Below are 22,407 nucleotides of genomic sequence, written 5' to 3' on the forward strand. Positions count from 1 at the left end.
GCTTAACGCTTTCCAAATTTCTCAATAATAGGTTGAATAACCACATCTTTACGCCATCCAGCCATTGAAATAGACGCCTCTTCTAAAGGAGTCCCATCATATAGATGACACAGAATAGGCTCTAATAATTTACGTTTTAACACGGCTTCTGGTGCTACTTCAATCTCAGCCGCCTTGGTTTTAACAAACGCTCTAACGGCTTTCGATAAATCCCCAGCACTAGAAGGTAAAGGCGCGGCTAACGAATCAACCAACTCATCATCAGCAAGCTGCTTAACAACCGCGACGTTTTGTAAAATCACATCCCCATACAGACGCTGCTGTTTATAGGTAATTTCCTCAGCGCCAGTCAACGTATGATTTTGCTCAGGCAGTAACTTAGCCAAGCTCCATAAAGTACGATCTTTGAGGACTTGTCCTTTCGGCACATCTTCTTTTCTGGCCTGCGCATCTCGCCAAATAAACATCAATCGTAAAAAGGTAAGCCCTCTCCTAGAAAGACGCCAAGCCGACTTAATACCATCCCAATTCTTTTCTGGATCAGAATTAATTCTATACTGCTGCTTTAAGGCTTCACAATCCTCTAAAACCCAATCAAGCATTTTCTTTTTTTCTAAAATCGCTATCTGTTTCGGATAAACCTGAGCCAAATAGACAACATCTAAAGCGGCGTACCGTTTTTGTGCATCCGTAAGCGGTCGTTTTATCCAATCTGAGCGCGTTTCGTCTTTGGCAACTTCTATACCAGAATACGCGTGAACAAGCTTAACATAACTTAAAGACCACTGAGCACTGGCATAGGCTTCACCAATTTGAGTGTCGAAGAAAGGCGTCGGTAAAACACCTATTAACTGCTCAAAAACATCTAAATCTTCAGAGCAAGCATGAAACACTTTCATTACGATCTTATTTTCCATTAATGCCGAAAAAGCAGACCAATCTGTAATGGCTAAGGGATCAATTAATACGGCCTTTTTCCCTTCACTTACCTGAATTAAACCAGTAATAGGGAAATACGTTGTACGTCTAATAAATTCGGTATCAACCGCTATGACAGGTAAGTTAGCCCAATAGTCACACCACTCTTGTAAATGCGAATTATCGTCAACCCAAACTATGTCTACGTTTTCTATTGAGGATTCCATACTACAACTTCTTCCGCCCATCTAATGCTAAAGCCAATGTATTACCATCGACATATTCCAATTCACCACCCATGGGCACACCATGAGCAATTCGACTTACATCTATCCCTAAGTCTTTCAATAGCTCGGCGATAAAGTAACTGGTCGCCTCCCCCTCAACCGTTGAGTTAGTCGCGATAATAACTTCGGTAACGTTATTATACTCAACGATATTTTTTAACTTATCTAGCCCTAATTCATCTGGACCAATGCCATCAATAGGCGATAAATGCCCCATCAACACAAAATAACGACCAGAAAAACAGCCGGATGATTCGATGGCAATGACATCTGCAGGAGTCTCCACAATGCACATGACACCGTTATTACGTCTGTCATCTCGACAAAGTTTACACTCCGGTTCTTCCGTCAAAGTACGGCATGAAGAACAACGTCCAACTTTATCTAAAGCAGAGCGAAGAGCGCCAGCCAAACGGTCAGCGCCTTTGTGCTCACGCTCAAGGAGATACAATGCCATTTTTTGCGCCGACTTTGGACCAACACCAGGCAAACAACGTAAAGACTCTATTAATTCATCAATGAGCGGACTGAACACGTTTTTATCTCCTAAAACGGCATTTTAAAACCAGGTGGCAATTGCATACCCGCCGTAGCTTGATCCATTTTTTCTTTCTGAGTAGATTCAATGTTACGTACCGCATCATTTACGGCGGCGGCAATTAGATCTTCTAACATTTCTTTATCGTCTTCAAAAAGACTTTGATCGATGTGCACACGCTTAACATCATGACGCCCTGTCATGGTAATTTTCACCAAACCAGCGCCTGACTGCCCCTCAACCTCCATGTTAGCTATTTCTTCTTGAACCTTCGCTACATTTTCTTGCATTTTCTGCGCTTGGCGCATCATGTTGCCCATACCACCTTTAAACATACTTCTCTCCGTTACGCTTTTACTTTTACTGATTCATAAATAAGTTGACCACCTAAACGCTCACCCAACCCTTTTACAATAGGATGAACATTCAAATGATCGATTGCGGCCTGCAAAGCCTCAGCCCTTTTGCTGGCGGCGAACTCTTCCGCTGTCACACACGCCACCTCTTCAACTGTATCGATAATAAGAGGCACGTCGGTACCGAAGAAATCACCAAGAGCTTGCTTTATCTGTTCATATCGCACTTGATTTAACATATGACCATATTCTAATGGCACTTGAATTTTTAACCCTAAATGTGTCGCTTCGATCAGCCCTGAATTCATTAATATATTTTGGACTAATCCAGTTAATTCAAGTCTTGGTGCTACGAGCCACCAGGTTTGCATCGTCAGCTCCGAAAAACGACTCAAAGTCGGTAATGGCATACCTAAAGCAGGTTGAGCTACCGTATCAACAACCTGCTTTTGAGTCTTCGACAACTGAGAGTCCGCATCGTTACTTTCGAGTGTTGATTCATCTTCAACAGATATTGCCGAAACCATGTCTGACATAGAAAAATGAGGATCTAATGACTCGTTAATGGCCTGTTCTTCTTCATCTGAGTCAGTCTGCGTATCATCAACAATTTGCTTTTTAATCTGACTGGGAGATTCCTCTATAACAGGTGCAACGGCCTCTTTTAATTCAGTATCAACATTTTCATCAGCTATGTCAGGAGACTCAGCCAACACCGCTTTATCTGATAATGAAACCGTCTGTACTTTTTCTTTTACACTAGACACTTTTAAAGGCTTATCATCGACCTTCACTCCACTCATAACAGCCGCATCACCCATTTCCTGATGACGGACCGGGTGATTTATAGCCGAATCAGAAACGGCAATATGGGGTTCACTTGAAGCGGTTTTATCCTTGTGTGCCGTATCAACACTCTCTTCTTCCCATGGCGGACTGTCTACTGGTTTCATCGGTACGTGTGGCACAGCTGAAGGCGCGGACGCTTCCTCTAACGCCTCAGAGTATGACTCATCAACACGGGACGAAGAATGGCCCGTGCTATCTCGGGCCTTATCACTCGGCTTTTCTGCCGAAACGTTAATTGGAACGACAGATTCAGCTGACATTTCAATTTTCACAGGAGGTGAAGGCCGAAACGCGATCAAACGCAGCATCAACATTTCAAAACCAGATTTAGGAGAATGAGCAAGATGCAGGTCTCTACGACCGATTAAGAGACTTTGATAGAACAACTGTACTTCTTCAGGAGCGAGACGTTGAGCAATACTTTTTATTCGTTCCAAATCCCCGAATTGGTCTTCTAGAGCATTTGGAACTTGCTGCTCAATAGCAATACGATGCAGAGCATCCATGAGACTGGCACACAGAGCCACAAAATCGGGTTGGTATTCGGCCAATTCATTGACTTTATTAAGCACACCGAGAGCATCATTGCTGGCAATCAACTCTAGCAAGTTTAAAATTTGACTTTGATTGACCAACCCCAACATTGACGTCACGCCAATTTCAGAAATAACCCCATCACCAAACGCAATAGCTTGATCGGTAAGACTTAACGCATCGCGCATACTGCCATTTGCGGCTTGCCCAATCTGCCATAAAGCCGCTTCCTCAAAGCTAAGCTTTTCTTCACCCAAGATTTTAGTGAGGTAGTTAACGACTCGCGCCGAAGACATATTTTTTAAGTTAAATTGCAAGCAGCGAGACAGAACAGTAACAGGTAATTTCTGAGGGTCAGTTGTCGCTAACAAAAATTTGACATGCGCTGGAGGCTCTTCAAGCGTTTTTAATAACGCATTAAAAGAGTGTGTGGATAACATATGTACCTCATCGATAAGATACACTTTAAAACGCCCTCGCGTAGGAGCATATTGTACGTTTTCCAATAGCTCACGAGTGTCTTCGACTTTCGTTCGAGAAGCGGCATCAACTTCAATTAAATCGACAAATCGACCTTCCGCAATCTCAGTACAACTAGAACAGGTGCCACAGGGTTCAGGGGAAATTCCATTTGTTTCGCAATTCAAACATTTTGCAAATATTCGCGCAATTGTGGTTTTACCCACTCCTCGAGTCCCAGTAAACAAATACGCATGGTGCAAGCGCTGCTGACGCAAAGCATTCACTAGAGCCTGCAAAACATGGTCTTGCCCAGCCATTTCTAAGAAGGTTTGTGGTCGCCACTTACGGGCTAAAACTTGATAACTCATAATCCGTACTGGCTATTAATGTGAGACTGCCCATTGTACGGCACTCGCACTCGTTAGGGAACAATTTCGCAAAGACTATTGATCAAGCCCAATGAATATTTTCATTATAAAATATTGAGTTACCAAGATTAGCGCCCCTTATCAGAACACACTTCAAGCCTAACAGCTTCTTCAAAAACACAAACATCTAATGAGAAACAATGCCCCATGTAATGTTCATACTTAAGGATATTATTTCCAATATTTCTTATAACAAAATTTTATACTTCATGATTTGCCTTAACCATAAAGGAAGGTTATTCTCTTGATGGCTACTTAAAAGAAGAACGTTTTTATACACTTATACCATTCATTTTACAAATATTCTGCTTTAAAGGAGTAGTATGTGACCCATATGCACAGCTCATTATCTCTCTACGATACTATTCCAATAAGCCTAGCTCTCATTTCCACCAGCCAAACTATTGTTTATACCAATTTGCAATGGCAAAAAAACCTTATAGCGTTTGAAAACAGTCATGTTTTCACACAAAAAGGCCAAAATTGGCCTTGTAAAAACATGCCAAACTCTCTTTCTAAAGCGCTTAAAAATGCAATAACGAAATTAGAATTAGAAGGTATAAATCAAAAGGATATTCAGCTAAGCCTTTTTATTTCAGGCGATACCTACCACTTTACATTTTCACTTTCTTCAATTGAGATAGAGGGTCAAGCCTTTGTTCTTGTCTCCATCCAGCATTCAATTGACAAAGTTTTAAACACCATTAATCCAACGTTAATGGATAAAAATGAGTGTCTTATCTTAAACTCCCTACATGAAGGGGTGATTATTCAAGACGCTAATGGTGTCATCACTGCAAACAACCTTTCTGCAGAAGCCATTTTAAATTTAAGCAGTAGCAATATTAGAGGGCGTGTTAACAATGACTGGGAAACAATAACCGAATACGGAGCTCATTATCCAGCTGACAAGCACCCTTCCACCTTAGCAAGATTACTTGGGATCCCAGTATTTAACTCTGTAATGGGCATAAAAACACCTGAAAGAGAGTTACGCTGGATCAACATAAACGCCCAACCCATTTTTAACGACAATGAAATAACGCCTTATATTACCGTCACCTCCTTTACAGACATTACAGAAGAGCGCCTCCATCAAAGTGAGCTTAACAAACTATCTACACGACTTCACCTCGCCCTGAAGGCTGGAAATACAGGTGTCTGGGAATACGACATTGAGACAAAAAAGGTCCTTTGGGACAACACCATGTTTCGTATTTTTGATGTGGACCCTACCGAATTTAAAGGTGAGCTTAACGATGTATTACAAATAATCCACCCTGACGATTTAGAAAGGGTTATTGATCAAATTAATACGGCAAACAACGCTGAAGCAGGGGCAAACATAACGTTTACATTTAGAATACTGGCGCGAAACAAAGAAATCCGTCATATTTACTCAGCTTCCACTTTTGTAAAATCCAATACAGGATCAGGAGGCTCGTTAGTTGGCATCAATAGAGATATCAGTACAGAACGACGAGCAGAAGAACACATGCTCGCCCGCCACGACCACTTAGTCGAACTCATTAGCAGCCTGCCAATTGCGGTTTTTTCGATAAGCAATAATAACATTGCTATCAACAAACAAGGCGAAGCGCTTATCGGCTACGAAAACCATGAAATAAATACAGCAGAGAAATTTTTTAACACATTATTTGATGATCGCATCACGCCAAACCCGGATTTTTTGAACTGCGTTACGGGCAACACAACGCTAATTAGTCAATGTAAAATGCAGATTATTCGACGTAATGGGCAAGTACGTTGGGTAGAGTTTAAAGGATGTAGATTAGAAAAACAGCAAGCATGGATAATGCACGATATTTCAGATCAAGTAGTCGCCGAAGAAAATTTAAAAAAACTGGCCTTCTATGATCCCCTTACCAAGCTATCCAATAGAACAACCATTGAAAAGAAACTCATTGCTTCCATTTCTGAGGCCGCTCAAAAGAACACTCAAATCGGGTTATTAATTCTTGATCTTGACCAATTTAAAAACGTTAATGACACCTATGGACATCATGTAGGAGACAAATTACTGATTGCGGTGGCAGAACGACTGAAGGAAGAAGTTCGACCGAATGAAAATTTTGGTCGCATGGGTGGAGATGAATTCATGGTCATTATTGAAAATTTAAACAATCAACAAGAACTGCTCGATATCGCTCATAAATTACTACACACTCTCACTCGCCCAATACCACTTCCAGGTCAAACCAGCGTCCACCTAAAAACCAGCATCAGTATTGGCGCTAGCGTTTATCCTGAACATGGAACGGATCATATAAACTTATTCAAGAATGCCGATGCGGCATTGTATAAAGCTAAATTTTTAGGTAAAAATAGAGTCCAACTCTATCTAGAAGAGTTCACTCAGGTACTACAGAAAAAACTTGCCCTTGAAAACATGATTGATCAAGGCATGCAGAACAAGGCCTTCAAATTACACTTTCAGCCGATTGTTAATAGCAAAACAAACAAAACAATTGGCGCCGAATGCCTGACACGCTGGCATGATCGCGAACTCGGCAATATTCCACCCGATAAATTTATTAAAGCAGCCGAATCAAGCGGACAAATAATAAAGCTAGGGCTATGGATACTAGAAAACGCGTGTAACACTTTTGTCGAGTGGGAAAGACAAGGCGTTCATCTCGACTATATCGCCGTAAACATTTCTCCTATTCAGTTTAATGATGCCTCATTTATTAGCAGCATCCAGCGGATATTATCGACAACAGGACTCTCACCAAAACATCTTGTTTTGGAAATTACTGAAGGCATCCTGATGCAGCACCGCGCACAAACTAAAAAGACCCTTTTGCAGCTAAAACAACTCAACATTCGATTAGCGATTGATGACTTTGGCACAGGCTATTCATCTTTAGCGTATTTAAAATATTTTGATGTCAGCATTTTAAAAATTGACAAAAGTTTTATTCAAGACGTCATGATAGACCCGGTGGATGCGCAAATTACAGAAGCGATCATATCAATTGCTAAAAACTTAAATTTAACGGTTGTTGCTGAAGGCGTTGAAAACACGGATCAACTGGAATTCGTTAGAAACCATCATTGCGGCACTTATCAAGGCTATTTAAAAAGTCCAGCACTCAATAACAATGACTTTATTGCCTTTATAAAAGAAGAAAACATGGAAGAAATGGATATATCATAAAAAAGCTCAGCGTCCGTTTTGTGAAAAACGAACGCTAATTACATGATACTTTAGAATTACTTAGCGGCTCTTATTGCCCTTTGTCGATCTTTTTCTTGTTGCTTTTCTTGACGATGCTTGTCTACAGCCTGCGACACATCGGCACCAATATGCTCTTCTCCACGCATGCGAGCTAATTGAACCTGTCTTTCTCGCTCAATAAAGCGCTGACGCTGTTGATCCGTTACTTTATCAAAACAATGAACACAGCTTACACCCTGCTGAAAACGCTCGTCTTGTTTTTCTTCTTCAGTAATCGGCATACGGCAAGCATGGCACTGGTCATATTCGCCTTTTTCAAGACTGTGATTGACCGAAACGCGATTATCAAACACAAAACACTCGCCCTCCCACATCGTTTCTTCTGGAGCAACTTCTTCAAGATATTTAAGTATGCCACCCTCCAGATGATACACCTCTTCAAATCCCTGCTCTTTCATATAAGCCGTGGACTTCTCACAACGAATACCTCCAGTACAAAACATAGCGACTTTTTTCTGCTTAGTCGGATCCATGTTTTCCTTCACATAATTTGGAAATTCTCGAAATGTATCTGTTTTAGGATTCACTGCATTTTGGAACGTACCGATTTGAACTTCATAATCATTACGAGTATCAATCAAAACAACATCGGGATCAGAAATTAATGCATTCCAATCCTTTGGTTTAACATAAGTACCAACAACTTCTTTTGGATCGATACCTTCAACACCCATAGTAACGATTTCTTTTTTTAATTTAACCTTAGTGCGATAAAAAGGCATTTCCTCATCGAAAGATTCTTTACATGACAAGTTATCTAATCCAGGAACTTGGCCAAGCCACTGCAACATGCTATCAATAGCCTCTCGAGTACCGGCTACCGTGCCATTAATGCCTTCATTCGCCAGCAATAAAGTGCCACGAATGCCATTATCTTCAAGCATTGCTTGCAACGGTTCGCGTAATTCTTGGTAATTTTCTAAAGTAACAAATTTATATAAAGCACACACTACAACAGACACATTTTTCTCCTCTGCGATCTGGAACGTAAAACCAGAGCATAATTAATTACACATATTAACCACTATTCACTAAGCCCAGTATTGAGCGCTGGATATAGGGTGCGAATTATAAGAAAAATCACACTATAATTCGACCTGATTTTAGCCATTTTCATTGAGATAGATCAATCAATGGAACCGTTTTACCAGCGTAATTAACGGCTTGGATCAATTGTTAAACGATCGGTTGCATTTACTCGGTACCAACCCGCAATACTGTGTCGGCATACGTTAGCAGGATTTACCTGATGAGCGAAGCTTTCACTCAAGAAAACCACAAAGCGACCCTTTACTGGCAATATTGTCGCAATACTTTTATCCACATCATGCTCATCAAACATGACTAACTCGCCACCATTCGATCCCAGCCAACGTTCATTCAAATACAAAACAGTCGATAAAACGCGATTTCCTTTACCTACAAAAGCATCAAAATGTTTATCATAATACCCATTCTCATGATAACGAGCAAAGTGAGCTTCATAATCAAAAAGCCCAAGTAATAACATTCGATTCAAGGTTACTTTCAACGCTTCCATCGCCACCAAAAAATCTCGCCTTGCTGGAGTATTCCCATCAATCCACATGATGCAATCCTGACGAACGTCTAATTTCACTTGATGGTCCGACTTTCTCCCAATACCCGCTTGTTGCATCATTTCATCTGGCAACTGATTCACTTCCATTACCAACGAGTCAATCAACTCACAGGAAAAAGCATCATCCAACACACACCAACCTTTAGCCTTTAATGAACTGGCTAATATTTCTATAGCAGACACTGACATAAAATTGTCTAGACCAGTTAATGTGATCATGTAGAACTTCCTAAAATGCAACGTTATAATGTGCGGCATCATACTGTACTATCTCTGTTTGACGAACGACTAAATGATTTTTCTATTAAAATATGTCTCAATTCATACTTCGTGAATATCAAACTAAAGCGGTACAGGCAACACTTTCGCACTTTCGGTCTGATTCAACCCCAGCCGTCATTGTATTGCCGACTGGAGCGGGAAAAAGCCTAGTTATTGCTGAACTAAGTCGACTGGCTCGTGGTCGGGTGCTTTGTCTTGCGCATGTAAAAGAGCTGGTCGAACAGAATCACCTAAAATTTGAAGCGACAGGAAGGTCTGCAGGGGTTTTCTCAGCAGGGTTAGGCGAAAAATGCTCAACAGAACAAATCACCTTTGCTAGCGTACAGTCTCTTGCACCAAATTTAGATGCTTTTGATAAAAAGATAAGCCTATTAATTATCGACGAATGCCACCGGATTTCCGATACTAAAGAGACGCAATACCAGCGAGTAATTCAGCATCTTCAGTTAATCAATCCTTCAATTAAAATACTAGGGTTAACAGCCACACCTTTTCGGCTTGGTGCAGGCTGGATTTATGAGCAACATTATTACGGGTTCGTAAGATCAAGTGAGCCAAGGTTTTTTAAAAAATGTATTTATGAATTGCCCTTAAGACAAATGATCAATGAAGGATATTTAACAACACCCATTCTTTTTGATGCGGCCATTGCACACTATGATTTCTCAAAACTAGAAACAACGCCTACCTCACCTGACGGGTTCGACCAACAAGAAAAGTCACTTAACACCCTTATTGGTAAATACCCTCGAGTAACACAAGCGATTGTAGAACAGATTATTGATCTATCGAAAAAAAGAGAAGGCACGATGATTTTCGCCTCTACAGTGCAACACGCACAGGAAATCACTCAATACATTGAAAACCAAGACCCCAATAACCTGGTCAAATTAGTTCATGGGGGTACTAAGCTGCCTCAAAGAGATGACATTATTCGTCAATTCAAAGCCAAAGAAATAAAATACCTAGTCAATGTTTCAGTGCTCACTACCGGATTTGATGCACCTCATGTAGATGTCATTGCGATTTTAAGGCCTACACAATCCATTAGCCTCTTTCAACAAATTGTTGGTCGCGGATTACGCCTTAGTGCTAATAAAAAAGACTGTTTAATACTGGATTACGCTAACAATGCTTACGATCTATTTATGCCAGAAATTGGAGAAAAGAAACCCTCACAAGACTCAGTACCGGTTCAAGTGGAATGCCCTATTTGCGAGTTTGCCAATACGTTTTGGGGGAAAGTGGACCGTGATGGCGATATCATTGAACACTTTGGACGACGATGCCATGGTTTAATAGAGACGGATTTAACTGGAAACGTTTTATCAAGATTAGACAAGAGCGCTAGCCTTGCAGGAAACACAGAGAAATCACAATGCAAATACCGCTTTCGCTTCAAGGTTTGTCCACTTTGTAACGAAGAAAATGATATTGCTGCGCGACACTGCCAATCATGCGAAGGACGACTCATTGATCCTGATGATCTTTTAAAAAAAGCGCTGAATTTAAAAGATGCAAAAGTAATCCGCTGCTCTGGTATTGACAGCACAATAAAGCAAAACATCCTGACGATTAGATACTTTGATGAAGATGGCAACGAATTAAAAGAAAACTTCGATACAAGTAAAAAGAACGCTTTAACGCGCTTTAACGAATACTTTGCACGACGAATTGCACAAGGCACAAAACCAATCGTATTTACTCATATAGATGAAATTGCGCCATTCCTATCTTTTTTACCGCACCCTGATTTTGTCATTGCCAGAAAAAAATCACACTATTGGAAAGTAACTGAGCGATTGTTTGATTATGAAGGTCCTTACAGAAAGGCCAATCAACTTTACTAATACTGGTTACAAATGACGTGTATTTGCGGCAACCGCGCTTTGATAGGAAATAGAAAAAGGTTTGTTTAAAGCCGACAACTTCTGTTTCGCATTATCAGGAACAAATTCAGAACTTGCTAATTCACTGAGTAAAACGTGTAAAAAGTTAGACACTATATTCTCACAGAAAACCTGAGCCACCCTCTCATCCACTCCAACACTACAATATTTATACATTGCCTTGGCTTGCAATACCTGCATTTGCTTGGTAAAAAATCCACCCTTCAACAAACTGTCCATTAAAACTAAATGGGTTGCCTCTATGTGACTCCCGTAGAAACGGAACAAAATATCGGCATAAAACTCAAAGAAGATAACCGGATGACTACTCTCTACATAGGTTGCATCCGACGCACTTTTTAATGCGGTATCCATATCCTCAAAAAAAAGTTCTTTGACAAGTGAGAGTTTATCAGGGAAATGACTAAAAAAAGTACCAACAGCAAGACCACAGGCTTTACTAATGAATCGGGTATTTGTAGCAGCAATACCTTTTTCTGAGAAAGACGCCTTTGCCGTGAGTTTGATCAACTCACGTGTAGCCAGCTTCTTTTTCTTTCTTTGGTCACTCATACATTAAGCCCATCATCCACTTTAAAGGAGAGTGTATCCCTAATTTCTCCAGCAGAAAAGGCTTTCAGAGTACAGAGAATGCACCCTCATGCTTCGCATTAATTTTCCGATCGCTCTACACGCTCATGCAACCGCATTTCAAGGGCCAGCATAAAATCCTTAATACGCTCAGCATTTGTACCCCAGTCTCCAACGCCAATACGAGAACTGGAGCGCATGTCAATGCGTGTTACATTGTGATCTTCTCTAATACGTATGACAACATCGTCTCTAAACCCAAAAACAGGTGTTCTAGCCGTCGCCTCAACAACACCAGCATCAGGGTAAGATTCAACTAACTCCCAGCCTTTTTCCTCTATTAACAATAATACTTCAGGTAGTATCTCGCTAGGATTTAGAACAGAAAACGCAGGTTTAACATTAGGATAATACTTTAGTTGAGTACGGATGTTTTTTTCATTATAGAAAGTTGAATTTTCAGAAAAAGTGCGAATCATAGGGACGTGAATATAGCTGGGGGGGACATCTACATCAGTCGAAATATCAGAAATCTCAGGCAATCCAGATTTTGAAAAATAAAACCCTATCCAGAATACACTGTAAATCAGAGGGATAAACGCCGCAATACAAAAAACCAACTTGCTATTAGTACCCTTTTCGCAAGGGCAAAAGAAGACAGACAAAAAAGCCACTAAAGAGAGCGCTATAGAAAAATAGACACTTTTGATTAGCAGAGAAAAGCCAGTAACAGGTTCTAAAAACCCAACGCGAACACCTGCAATAGATAGAAACACTAAACAGCCAAGTAGCAACAACGAAATGTATAGTATCGGTGAGATATATCGACTCATATTCCACTCATCATTAATAAGAATATCTCAACAATATACTTGCTGAGAGACACTTAAAAGCACCCTCCCTATGATTTAACTTTGATTCCTTGTTATTTGCATAATTAGCCAACTTAAACATTAAAAATGTCGATTTTAGTGCGTAAATGCACTTAATTAGCACCTTAACATAACCAAAAAAGCTTGATTTTATTAACTTATTCAAATCAAGCTATAAGCAGGCTCATAGTAGAATTATTCGCGGCTTCCTTAAATTGAGCCATTTAATAATCACCGACTCAACGAGGAAACCAAACAACTAGACTCCACGCTAAGCAACCGCCTCTCAACTACGTGAAAGCAGTTGGCACTGTCCATTGCTAAAAAACTGTATAGCCTGCTTTTTTTTCTTACCAAAAAGAATTGGACCATTATCAAAAAACAAAAAATTTTTCCAATAACGGGAGAAAACAACCCAAGTTGTTTCAATCACTTCATCACTGTGATAACAGAAAAATACAACAGTATCATCTCCCCAATGCCCCACATGCTGCAAAACCTCATCTGGCAGAGAGTGGTCTTCAGAATCCCAGCAACTTTCCCAATGCGCACGGCCCATTTGATGGTTTTCCATTTTGAGCCAATCATTGGGCGTTAAATGGTCCGGGTGAAGCTGTTCTTTACTGACATAATCCCGCCAAATGTTATTTGAAAACTCTTCAGACAACACTCGAATCTTTTCAAGATCTTCTGTAGGGATTTTAGGGTCATCACGTTTAAACGCCCACGCTTTCTTAAAGGCATTAAAATCAGAATACTGCATATACACAATCACACTTAAAGTAGAATTTATTAAATTACCTTGATCCTATCAAAAAAAGCCATTTAGATAAGCCATCATAGGTCGATTCAGACGTTTAGGAACACATTTTCTGCCACCATACAGAATGAGACATTAAGTTTCAAACCCCACCTTTAAGATAAAGAAACCGCTCCCTCGCCCATAAAAACGCCAGGCCAAAATACAAACACGTAGTATTAATGAAAAAAACTAATCTATTTGATGAGAAAGCATCGTTTGTTGGATGCCATCTGTTCATCTACCATTTAATTGTTGTAATAAAACAACATTACATTTTTTGGAGAATATGATGGATACACAAATAAAATACGATGCACTTCTTGCTCAGTGGGGCTATGATGGTAGTGAATTTAAATACACTAAAAAAGCCTATGCATTTACAGCTAAATACACCAAAAGCATCATTAAATTGCTTATAAAGGCACGAATTTCAGCAACAAAGAGCACAATTTCAAACAGACTTTCCGCGCAATTCTAATAATGATCACTTTGTTGATAGGGAAGAAAAAAAATAACACTCCCTTTTTCAACCTCGAACTCGTTCAATCTTCTATAAACGTCATATACTATTCTATTTATCATCATTTAGTAATAAAATCACATATTACACACTCTTCTTCCTTTCAAATTTTGTCCGTAATAACGTAACATAAGCCTTGTAGCAACAAGACTAATAACGTTTCATTCAAACATCAGAGGACCCATTATGTACGAAGCTATCATTTTCGATTGCGACGGGGTAATAGTTGATACCGAAAACATGCTAAATCATATCTTCCAAGAAGAGCTTGCAAAATTAGGTTTAATTCTAACTCACAAAGAAATGGATCATCATTTTAGTGGTTATGCCGCTTCTGAAAACCTGTTAAAAATTGAAAAGTTACTCAAAAAGCCTGTCCCTAGCCACTTTGCGAAAACGGTTGACAGTCGCTTTAAAAAAGAAATGGAAGCCAATCTCATCGCCATAGAAGGCGTTTATGATTTACTCAAAAAAATCAAACACCCTATCGCTATGGCGACCAACTCAAGAAAAGAGTCACTAAAATTTAAATTAACAAAGATAGGTCTGTTGGATACCTTTAATGTACGTTTTTGTGTTGAAGACGTTGAACACCCAAAACCCAAACCAGATCTGTATTTAAAAGCCGCGAATGCACTCAATGTTGAACCAAAAAACTGCATTGCTATTGAAGATTCCGTGGCGGGTATTACGGCCGCCGTTGCGGCAGGCATGACGGTGTACGCTTACAGTGCATCAGTAGATAAAGTCGATCAATTAAATGCTGGTGCGACACTGACTTTTAATTCAATGAAAGAGCTAGAATCTTTACTTAACGTGTAAAGATTCTAATCATACTATCGCTCTTGGGCACCCATAAATCCATAATAATATAGACGCATTAACTGGGCTATTTCTTTAATTGCTTTAACAAGGTTTTAGGAAGGTCATTGATTACTAAAGAATTTGTCTCTTCATCAAATCGCACCGAATCACCTAATAAGCTACTATCAAAACTTAAGGTTAAGGTGCGAGTACTGCCTGAGTAACGGGTCAATTTTTTTAAAGCGGCCTTCTCAACAAACATGTCTCGATCCAACGCAAAGCTTTCAGACTCAGCGATTTCCATAAATAAACCCGCCTCATCAGGAGAGAAGCGCTCTTCCACTTCTTTCGCTATTTCGTTCAAATCGATCCGTTCATTTTCTTCTGCTTTACTCAAACAATGCTCAGCTACAACACGCTTTAATTCATTTGCCTTGGGTACCGACAACGACTTCATGTCACAATAAGCCGAGGTAACATCCACCAGCTTACGCGTTTCTTTAGAAGTAACTTTAGGCTCATCACAACCAATAAAGCGTGTAAAATAATCACTTTCAACTTTCGCAGCACGGCCGAAACGAAAGGAGATATAGCGACTGTCATCACGATCAGCCCATGCTGATAAATTAATACGCATTGCCATATGCAATTTTTCTAACTCAATCTGCTCAATTTGCGACAAGCTCAAATCAGCATTTAGCACCATACCATGCTTACGCTTTAATAGTGCGATAAACAGAAAATGGGTGTCATGCAGCTCATAATGGTTAAACCATAACAAGCCACCTTCGGCCTCTTCTATTTCACCAATACAGGTTACAAAATCTGACGCACACGCTTTGGAAAAAGCCGCAAAATCACTAAAAACGTTATTAGAATAAAATTGCGTCAGCAGCCCGGGGAGCTTTGCGCCTGTTTCACTGCCTTCTGGGTTAGAGAATTGACCGGTATTCATCCCAGAACGATTAAATAAATTACCTATTTGTTCTGCCAACTTTGCCGCCTGCTCATCCACCGCGTTCTCGGTTGGTCGGGCGACCAATACCGCCTTATTTGAACCGGTATTCTTTTGCACTTCATGTACGATTAAATTTGCAATTGACATGGAAACCTCTAAAAAATCGAATAAAATATATACAAATTTCTGAAATCTTGCTGTATTGTTAAACGTTAGCCCATCACTATTAAATAATTTTGGAATAAACAACAGACACACTATGACAAAACTGCCTACAACAAAAAGAGAAAAACGCGATGAAATCAACTCTCAGATCGATGCATTCCTAAAAGCTAAAGGAGAAATAGTTAAAGCTAATATGGGCGAATCAGGTCTAGTGGACGGAAAGTATAACACGAGCCATATTGGTTTTAATGAACCAAAACAAACAAGAACACCCTTAAACTATGTTGTCGCGACCTTAGAGCAAAGAAAGCAGCAGAAGCACGCCAAAAACCCGGTACAGCCTAAAAGATCCAACCCTAAGAAAAAAGTCATTTACGATGATTTTGGCGACCCAATTCGATGGGTATGGGAAGATTAATCATTATAACCTCCTTGGATTGGCTACGCTTGTCACTTACTTTTATGATTTCATCTAAAAGCCTTCTTACTAAAATATTGTCGGCTCCCTCCTCTCTCTACACCGCCGAATAACAACAAACAGGCTTAGTGCCTTCTCAAAACCGTCAAATCACCTAACTTTTTCCTTGTTTGTAAATTCAGCTTTGACACAAAGTGCGTTACCATCACGAGTAAACAAAATAAGGGAGAGAATTATGTCAATTCATTACTTGCATGCAATGATACGAACCAACAAACTTGAAGAAAGCCATGACTTTTATACTAAAGGCCTAGGTCTAATCAAAACACGCCAGTACGACAGTGAGAAAGGCCGCTTTTCATTAGTGTATTATGCAACTGAAGAGGGTGCACCAGAAGTAGAGCTTACTTATAACTGGGATCACAGGGACTACTCAAACGGTGATCAATTTGGCCATCTAGCGTTTCGTGTAGGTGATATTTATCAAGTGTGCCAAACGTTAAGAGACCAAGGCGTCACTATTTTAAGACCACCTAGAGATGGCCACATGGCATTTATTAAAGACCCAAATGGCATTTCGATTGAGCTGCTACAAGAAGGTGATAATTTACCGTCACAAGAACCTTGGGCGTCTATGGAAAACACGGGCAGCTGGTAAACCATTCCTAAACAGTGGACAAGAGCACCCACTAGAGTTGATTAATTCTCAGAAGTCGATCAAGACATAATAATAGGATTAATCAACTCGTTTATAAGAAAACATAGGCTATATGCGACGTAACCGTTACTTTCATACAAGGTCACACTAACCTAATACCAAGCGATGTTAATAAACTAACCGCCTCATATCGACAAAAGATCGCTTTATCAACCGTATTCTTCGTCACATCAATCTCGTAGTTGGTCGCTCCATTAAAGTCCGCTCCCGTTAAATTCGTATTCATAAAAACGCTATTCGTTAAATCTGTATGCGTAAATTTGGCTCTAGAAAGTGTCGCTTCTCTAAAATCAACATCATGTGCACGACATTCATCAAAAACAATGCCAGGTTGCTTTAATCCGTAGAAAGACGAGGCGTTAACCAAGCACTCTTTAAAATGAAGCGAGGCCCCTAAATCCATCCCTCTCCAGTAAGCTTTACTCCAATCTACTCCTAACACTTTAGAACCATGAAACTGCACATCTGAAAACTTACTGTTCCTGACATTGATTGCCGTAAGTTTACACTTCTTGAATACACACTCTTTAAAGGTACAAGAGTCAAAAAACGCTTCCGTAAAATCACAGGATTCAAAGATACAATTATCAAATACAACTCGACTGAGGGTTTCTTGAACCGCTATATGATGCGTAAATGTTATTCCATCATAGGATTCGTTGTCGATAATAGCGTGTTCCACAAGAGGCTCCATTTTCAAAATACCAAACACGCACCATACCATATTTTACTTTTAAATAAGAGCAAGCATAATCAGCCACTCGCCATATTCACCAAGATAACATCTTGATAAATTAACGGAACTATGACTATAAAAGCCATCTATTATGAATTAATATTCAATATTGCATTTTTACGATATCTTTTTAATTTCACCCCATTACAGTGGCTAGAACAAACAACGATCCACTATGAGTGCATATTGAACTTGCGGAACTTTACATGTCTAAAAACGATGAAACACGATTACTATTGAAAATTGCCACTTTGTACTACCAAGAAGGGTTGAAGCAAGCTCAAATTGCTAAACAGCTTCGGTTGTCTCAATCTCAAGTTTCTCGCTCTATTACTCGTTGCTTAAAGGAAGGCATCGTTAAGATCAACGTAGTACAACCACCAAATGTATTTATGTCTTTGGAGTCCACTATTCAAAAGACGTTTAGTGTACCTAATGTCATTGTGGTTGATGTGGAAGACCGAGCGTCAGACGCGCAAATAAAACGCGCTATAGGCTCCTCGTCAGCCCATTACTTGGACACCTCATTACGAGATGGCGATTTAATTGGCATTTCTTCTTGGAGTGAAACGATTCGCTCTATGATTGATTATTTGACCCCAGCAAAATCCAAAACAAAGGGTGTGATTCAGTTATTGGGGGGAGTCGGTCATAACGGCAGTATCCAAGCCACAATTTTAACGCAAAACATGGCCGACATTTTAACTTGCCCTGCTTATATGTTACCCGCTCAAAGTATTGAGCAGTCGGTTGCCGAAAAGAATAAGCTACTCAAGACAAGCGGCGTATCGGAAGTGGTAAACATGTTTAATGAAGTCAACATGGCCATTGTAGGTATCGGTATGTTAGAACCCTCAAATCTCCTGCGTAATTCAGGTAACTACTATGACGAAGACACACTCAAAATGCTGGCTGATCGCGGCGCCGTTGGCGATATTAGCTTGCATTATTACAACCAATCAGGTCAAGCGGTACTTAATGACACAGAGAACCCTGTTATTGGAATGAGTTTAGAACAATTAAACGCGTGTGAGCATGTGGTAGCGCTTGCGGGTGGACTAGACAAAGTGGAAGCCATTAAAGGTGCATTACGTGGCGGTTACATCGATGTGTTGATAACAGACCGAATCACCGCCGAAGCAATGGTTAAGAGCACGAACTCAGTCGGCATTTAGCAACAGCCGTTTTCCAACCAAGGTAACGAGCTTGCCAGTAGGCTTGTTTGTCTGCTCTGGGTTCAAACAAAGTCACTTCGCCTTCTAACGTTGCCAATGCTTCTTTATTTTCCCACCAGCCGATTGACAGTCCTGCAAGATAACCCGCTCCCACAGCAGACACTTCGGCCACATCCCCACGACGAATCGTCACACCCAGCAAGTCGGCTTGCGCCTGCATCAGCCAATCATTTAATGTAGGTCCGCCATCAACGGACAAGCATTCGATCTTTTCAGGCAGTTCATCGGCAATCACATGAAACACATCCGCCACTTGAAAAAGCACTGATTCAAAAGACGAACGGGCGATATCCTCTCGCTCTGTAGAACTTTTCAGCCCACAAAAAATGCCCGTGGCATCCAAATCCCAATAGGGTGCGCCAAGCCCAGACAAAGCAGGCACAAAATACACGGTATGATCCGAATCGGCTTGAGCAGCAAGTTCACACATGGCGTCCATGCTTTCAACGCCGAGCATACGCCGCGTCCAATCTATCGCCGACCCCGTATGCGTAATATTACCCTCTAGACCATAAAATAATGTGGCGTCATCCCAAGCTATGGTTGTACTGATCTCATCACGAATGCTTGGCAATATAGACATCGCCGCCATCACTGAGCTGCCTGTTCCATAAGTCGCTTTGACGACCCCGGCTTTGTAACCACCATGACCATATAAAGCCGCGTGCGAATCCCCTACTTGCGAGGCGATAGGTATACCCTCTTTCAGAACACCAAACTCTGTTGTCAAACCAACCACTTGAGAAGACGCGACCACGTCGGGTAACGCCGCAGCCGAAATCTCTAATCGCGTTAAAATCGTCGTATCCCAGGCTTGTGAACCAATATTAAACAATTGCGTACGAGCGGCATTAGACGCATCCGTCACAAACACATTATGGGCCATATTCCATACCATCCAAGTGTTAATAGTACCGATACAAATCTCACCTTTTTCCGCTCGTGCATGACCATCAGGGATTTGCTTTAATGCCATGGACACTTTCGTGGCTGGAAACATAGGGTCAAGGGTCAAACCTGTAGACGTTTGAACATAACGACTAAAAGCGTCGTCTTGGCGCAATGCCTCACACAAGGACTCTGAACGTCGACATTGCCAACTCATCACTTGAGTGAGAGGCTTGCCGGTAAGGCGTTCCCATAGCACCACCGATTCACGTTGATTGCTAATCGCTACCGCTTCTATTTCAACATCTCCCTCAATAGAATCAACGGCAAGGGCAATAGACACTTTCATTTTTTCAATGATTTCCAGCGGATCTTGCTCAACAACGCCCACAGAAGGAAAGTTGATGGATAAAGGCGCAGATCCTTTACTAATTACTTTGCCCTGTTTATTTAGAAGCAAAGATTTAACATTGGTTGTGCCTTCGTCAATGGCTAAAATAACCTTTTGCATTCACTCACTCACTCTGCAAAAATTGCTGACAAATAGATTGAATGCCCACGCTATCAATCGACAGTTGTTGACGAGTATACGCCCTGTCACCCGCTGCGGCATAGTCACCATCAGCAACACCTAGCCTGATTAATTTTGCAGCGCAGGCATTTTCTGCCATCACCTCAGACACGACACTGCCCAAACCACCATTAATGTTGTGTTCTTCTACCGTCACAACAAGCTTTGCTTTGTTTAATTGTGCGGCAAGAGTACCTTTATTTAATGGACGAATAGACGACACATTCAGTACGCTAATGTGAACGCCTTTTTCTTTCAATTCGTTTGCCGCCGCGACCGCTTCATGCACGACAGAGCCTAAAGCACAAACCACTATCTCATCCCCGTCACATAATAACGAAGGTTCACCCGCGACAAACTTATAATCACTAGAATGCAATTCAGGTAAGGCTTTACCATCCATTCGAATATAAACAGGGCCTTGTTCAGCAATGGCGTATTCAATGATTTGCTTACATTCAACCGGGCAGCTCGGCGCAAAGATTTTGATGTTACCGAACCCTCTCATCACACCAATATCATCAATAGAATGATGGGTACTGGCCAAAGGCCCATAACTTGCTCCAGAGTTCAAACCAAATAATTTCACGTTGGTATTGTTATAACAAACATCGACTTTTACTTGTTCGTTAGAGCGCGAAATTAAAAAAGGCGCGGCGTTACAGGTCACGGCGACCTTGCCCGCTAGCGCCAAGCCTGCTGCTGTGCCCACCATCACCTGCTCTGCAATACCGACATTAACTAATCGGTCTGGAAACGCCTCAACAAAAGGTGTAATTTTTGAGGTAGAAGTCGAGTCCGCCACCACGGGAACGAGGTCAACGCCATTCTTCACCGCATCAATAAAACATTGCACCATGATATTCGCTAAATGTTCGCTGTTAGACATCGGCCAGCTCCTTTAATGCACGTTCAATTTCTTCACCTTTCGGAACCCTGTGATGCCACTCTGGACGCCCTGCAATAAAGGATACGCCAGCGCCTTTTATGGTATTCGCAATCACTACATGCGGTTTTCCAGCCGGTGTTAAGCCTTCTAACACATCCACTACGGATGCCATGTTATTCCCTTCACATTGATGAACATCGAATCCAAAGGCTTTCCATTTTTCATCTAATGGGTCTGTTCTCATAATGGATGCCGTTGCACCAGCCAATTGCAGCTTATTTTTATCATTGATAACAATCAGGTTATCCAGTTGATAATGCGCGGCGACCAATGCGGCTTCCCAGTTACTGCCTTCAGCGAGTTCACCGTCACCCGTAACCACATACACTTTACGAGAGCTGCCATCGCGCTTTGCGGCTAACGCCAAGCCAACCGCCACAGGTAGACCGTGACCTAACGCGCCTGTATTCAACTCAACGCCTGGCGTTTTTTGGCGCACTGGATGGCCCGGCAAATGGGAATCGTTGTGCTGGTAACTTGGCAACCACTCTTCTGGGATGTAACCCGCTTCCGCGAGCACACAATAATACCCCCCCGCCGCATGGCCTTTAGACTGGATATAAATGTCTCTAGTGTCGTCTTGAGTACGATCTGGCGCGCAGTTTAAAAGGCGAAAATACAACGCGGTGACGATTTCTACCTGAGACAGGTCGGCCCCTGTATGGCCGCCCGCAGGACTGTTCGCATTCAAGTTAATGATCTTTCTTCGAATTGAACGCGCTTTACGTTCAAGTTCTCCAATCTCTAGTTTGAAAGGATTCATATATCCTCCTGT

21 protein-coding genes are annotated in these 22,407 nt (G+C 41.1%); 7 read left to right on the forward strand and 14 right to left on the reverse strand.

All coding sequences use genetic code 11. The features are described from left to right. Positions 1 to 2 precede the first annotated feature (2 nt). From rnd to dnaX, 4 genes are read right to left on the reverse strand one after another with little or no spacing between them, the layout of a single operon-like run. A complete protein-coding gene (gene rnd, locus IEZ33_RS09990) occupies positions 3 to 1,145 on the reverse strand; it encodes a ribonuclease D (RefSeq protein ID WP_240009497.1) in 1,143 nt (380 codons plus the stop codon). Between the two features lies 1 nt (position 1,146). After that, positions 1,147 to 1,740 carry a recombination mediator RecR gene (gene recR, locus IEZ33_RS09995; RefSeq protein ID WP_191599953.1) on the reverse strand — a complete coding sequence of 198 codons (594 nt, stop codon included), beginning with the start codon at positions 1,738 to 1,740 and terminating at the stop codon, positions 1,147 to 1,149. 11 nt (positions 1,741 to 1,751) lie between these two features. Then, positions 1,752 to 2,078: a YbaB/EbfC family nucleoid-associated protein gene (locus tag IEZ33_RS10000; protein ID WP_191599954.1), complete on the reverse strand. Its 327-nt coding sequence runs from the start codon at positions 2,076 to 2,078 to the stop codon at positions 1,752 to 1,754. 11 nt (positions 2,079 to 2,089) lie between these two features. Then, positions 2,090 to 4,312, reverse strand: a complete 2,223-nt coding sequence (gene dnaX, locus IEZ33_RS10005) for a DNA polymerase III subunit gamma/tau (protein WP_191599955.1) — start codon at positions 4,310 to 4,312, stop codon at positions 2,090 to 2,092. Positions 4,313 to 4,706: 394 nt separating this feature from the next. On the opposite strand from dnaX, the gene IEZ33_RS10010 reads away from it, so the two are divergent. Beyond that, the gene (locus IEZ33_RS10010) at positions 4,707 to 7,553 is read left to right on the forward strand and encodes a sensor domain-containing protein (RefSeq protein ID WP_240009697.1); all 2,847 of its coding nucleotides are present in this window, start codon (positions 4,707 to 4,709) and stop codon (positions 7,551 to 7,553) included. A gap of 56 nt (positions 7,554 to 7,609) precedes the next feature. Here IEZ33_RS10010 and trhO read toward each other — a convergent pair whose 3' ends face one another. Together trhO and IEZ33_RS10020 are read right to left on the reverse strand one after the other, a co-directional pair. After that, positions 7,610 to 8,596 carry an oxygen-dependent tRNA uridine(34) hydroxylase TrhO gene (gene trhO / locus IEZ33_RS10015; RefSeq protein WP_191599957.1) on the reverse strand — a complete coding sequence of 329 codons (987 nt, stop codon included), beginning with the start codon at positions 8,594 to 8,596 and terminating at the stop codon, positions 7,610 to 7,612. 194 nt (positions 8,597 to 8,790) lie between these two features. Beyond that, positions 8,791 to 9,453: a 2OG-Fe(II) oxygenase gene (locus tag IEZ33_RS10020; protein WP_240009498.1), complete on the reverse strand. Its 663-nt coding sequence runs from the start codon at positions 9,451 to 9,453 to the stop codon at positions 8,791 to 8,793. Between the two features lie 92 nt (positions 9,454 to 9,545). Between IEZ33_RS10020 and radD the strand changes: the two genes are divergently transcribed. Beyond that, positions 9,546 to 11,366: a DNA repair helicase RadD gene (gene radD, locus IEZ33_RS10025; protein WP_191599958.1), complete on the forward strand. Its 1,821-nt coding sequence runs from the start codon at positions 9,546 to 9,548 to the stop codon at positions 11,364 to 11,366. Between the two features lie 6 nt (positions 11,367 to 11,372). Here the strand turns inward: radD and IEZ33_RS10030 are convergent, their stop codons facing one another. From IEZ33_RS10030 to IEZ33_RS10040, 3 genes are all read right to left on the reverse strand, one after another. After that, positions 11,373 to 11,978: a TetR/AcrR family transcriptional regulator gene (locus tag IEZ33_RS10030; RefSeq protein WP_191599959.1), complete on the reverse strand. Its 606-nt coding sequence runs from the start codon at positions 11,976 to 11,978 to the stop codon at positions 11,373 to 11,375. Positions 11,979 to 12,076: 98 nt separating this feature from the next. After that, the gene (locus IEZ33_RS10035; RefSeq protein ID WP_191599960.1) at positions 12,077 to 12,829 is read right to left on the reverse strand and encodes a DUF1499 domain-containing protein; all 753 of its coding nucleotides are present in this window, start codon (positions 12,827 to 12,829) and stop codon (positions 12,077 to 12,079) included. A 325-nt stretch (positions 12,830 to 13,154) separates the two neighbouring features. Beyond that, complete coding sequence (locus tag IEZ33_RS10040) at positions 13,155 to 13,631, reverse strand: DUF2947 family protein (RefSeq protein ID WP_191599961.1); 477 nt, start codon at positions 13,629 to 13,631, stop codon at positions 13,155 to 13,157. Positions 13,632 to 13,956: 325 nt separating this feature from the next. On the opposite strand from IEZ33_RS10040, the gene IEZ33_RS10045 reads away from it, so the two are divergent. Next, on the forward strand, positions 13,957 to 14,148 hold the full coding sequence (locus IEZ33_RS10045) for a hypothetical protein (protein ID WP_191599962.1): 192 nt from the start codon (positions 13,957 to 13,959) through the stop codon (positions 14,146 to 14,148). A 228-nt stretch (positions 14,149 to 14,376) separates the two neighbouring features. Next, positions 14,377 to 15,012: an HAD family hydrolase gene (locus tag IEZ33_RS10050; RefSeq protein ID WP_191599963.1), complete on the forward strand. Its 636-nt coding sequence runs from the start codon at positions 14,377 to 14,379 to the stop codon at positions 15,010 to 15,012. 67 nt (positions 15,013 to 15,079) lie between these two features. Here IEZ33_RS10050 and IEZ33_RS10055 read toward each other — a convergent pair whose 3' ends face one another. Continuing rightward, the gene (locus tag IEZ33_RS10055) at positions 15,080 to 16,099 is read right to left on the reverse strand and encodes a nucleoid-associated protein (protein ID WP_191599964.1); all 1,020 of its coding nucleotides are present in this window, start codon (positions 16,097 to 16,099) and stop codon (positions 15,080 to 15,082) included. 112 nt (positions 16,100 to 16,211) lie between these two features. On the opposite strand from IEZ33_RS10055, the gene IEZ33_RS10060 reads away from it, so the two are divergent. Both IEZ33_RS10060 and IEZ33_RS10065 read left to right on the forward strand, forming a co-directional pair. Next, on the forward strand, positions 16,212 to 16,535 hold the full coding sequence (locus IEZ33_RS10060; protein ID WP_191599965.1) for a hypothetical protein: 324 nt from the start codon (positions 16,212 to 16,214) through the stop codon (positions 16,533 to 16,535). A 235-nt stretch (positions 16,536 to 16,770) separates the two neighbouring features. Further along, entirely contained in the window at positions 16,771 to 17,193 is a 423-nt protein-coding gene (locus IEZ33_RS10065; protein ID WP_191599966.1) for a VOC family protein, read from the forward strand. Positions 17,194 to 17,335: 142 nt separating this feature from the next. On the opposite strand, the gene IEZ33_RS10070 is transcribed toward IEZ33_RS10065, so the two are convergent. Next, entirely contained in the window at positions 17,336 to 17,935 is a 600-nt protein-coding gene (locus IEZ33_RS10070) for a pentapeptide repeat-containing protein (protein ID WP_191599967.1), read from the reverse strand. Positions 17,936 to 18,195: 260 nt separating this feature from the next. On the opposite strand from IEZ33_RS10070, the gene IEZ33_RS10075 reads away from it, so the two are divergent. Beyond that, positions 18,196 to 19,164, forward strand: coding sequence for a sugar-binding transcriptional regulator (locus IEZ33_RS10075; RefSeq protein ID WP_191599968.1), 969 nt, complete (start codon positions 18,196 to 18,198; stop codon positions 19,162 to 19,164). Here the strand turns inward: IEZ33_RS10075 and IEZ33_RS10080 are convergent. From IEZ33_RS10080 to IEZ33_RS10090, 3 genes are read right to left on the reverse strand one after another with little or no spacing between them, the layout of a single operon-like run. Then, the gene (locus tag IEZ33_RS10080; RefSeq protein ID WP_191599969.1) at positions 19,136 to 20,623 is read right to left on the reverse strand and encodes an FGGY family carbohydrate kinase; all 1,488 of its coding nucleotides are present in this window, start codon (positions 20,621 to 20,623) and stop codon (positions 19,136 to 19,138) included. The two genes, IEZ33_RS10075 and IEZ33_RS10080, sit on opposite strands and share 29 nt — an antisense overlap. A 4-nt stretch (positions 20,624 to 20,627) precedes the next feature. Then, a complete protein-coding gene (locus IEZ33_RS10085; RefSeq protein ID WP_191599970.1) occupies positions 20,628 to 21,572 on the reverse strand; it encodes a transketolase family protein in 945 nt (314 codons plus the stop codon). Beyond that, a complete protein-coding gene (locus IEZ33_RS10090) occupies positions 21,565 to 22,395 on the reverse strand; it encodes a transketolase (protein ID WP_191599971.1) in 831 nt (276 codons plus the stop codon). The genes IEZ33_RS10085 and IEZ33_RS10090 overlap by 8 nt, the downstream gene beginning before the upstream one ends. Positions 22,396 to 22,407 lie beyond the last annotated feature (12 nt).

The organism is Marinomonas algicola, from assembly GCF_014805825.1.
Classification (GTDB): domain Bacteria; phylum Pseudomonadota; class Gammaproteobacteria; order Pseudomonadales; family Marinomonadaceae; genus Marinomonas; species Marinomonas algicola.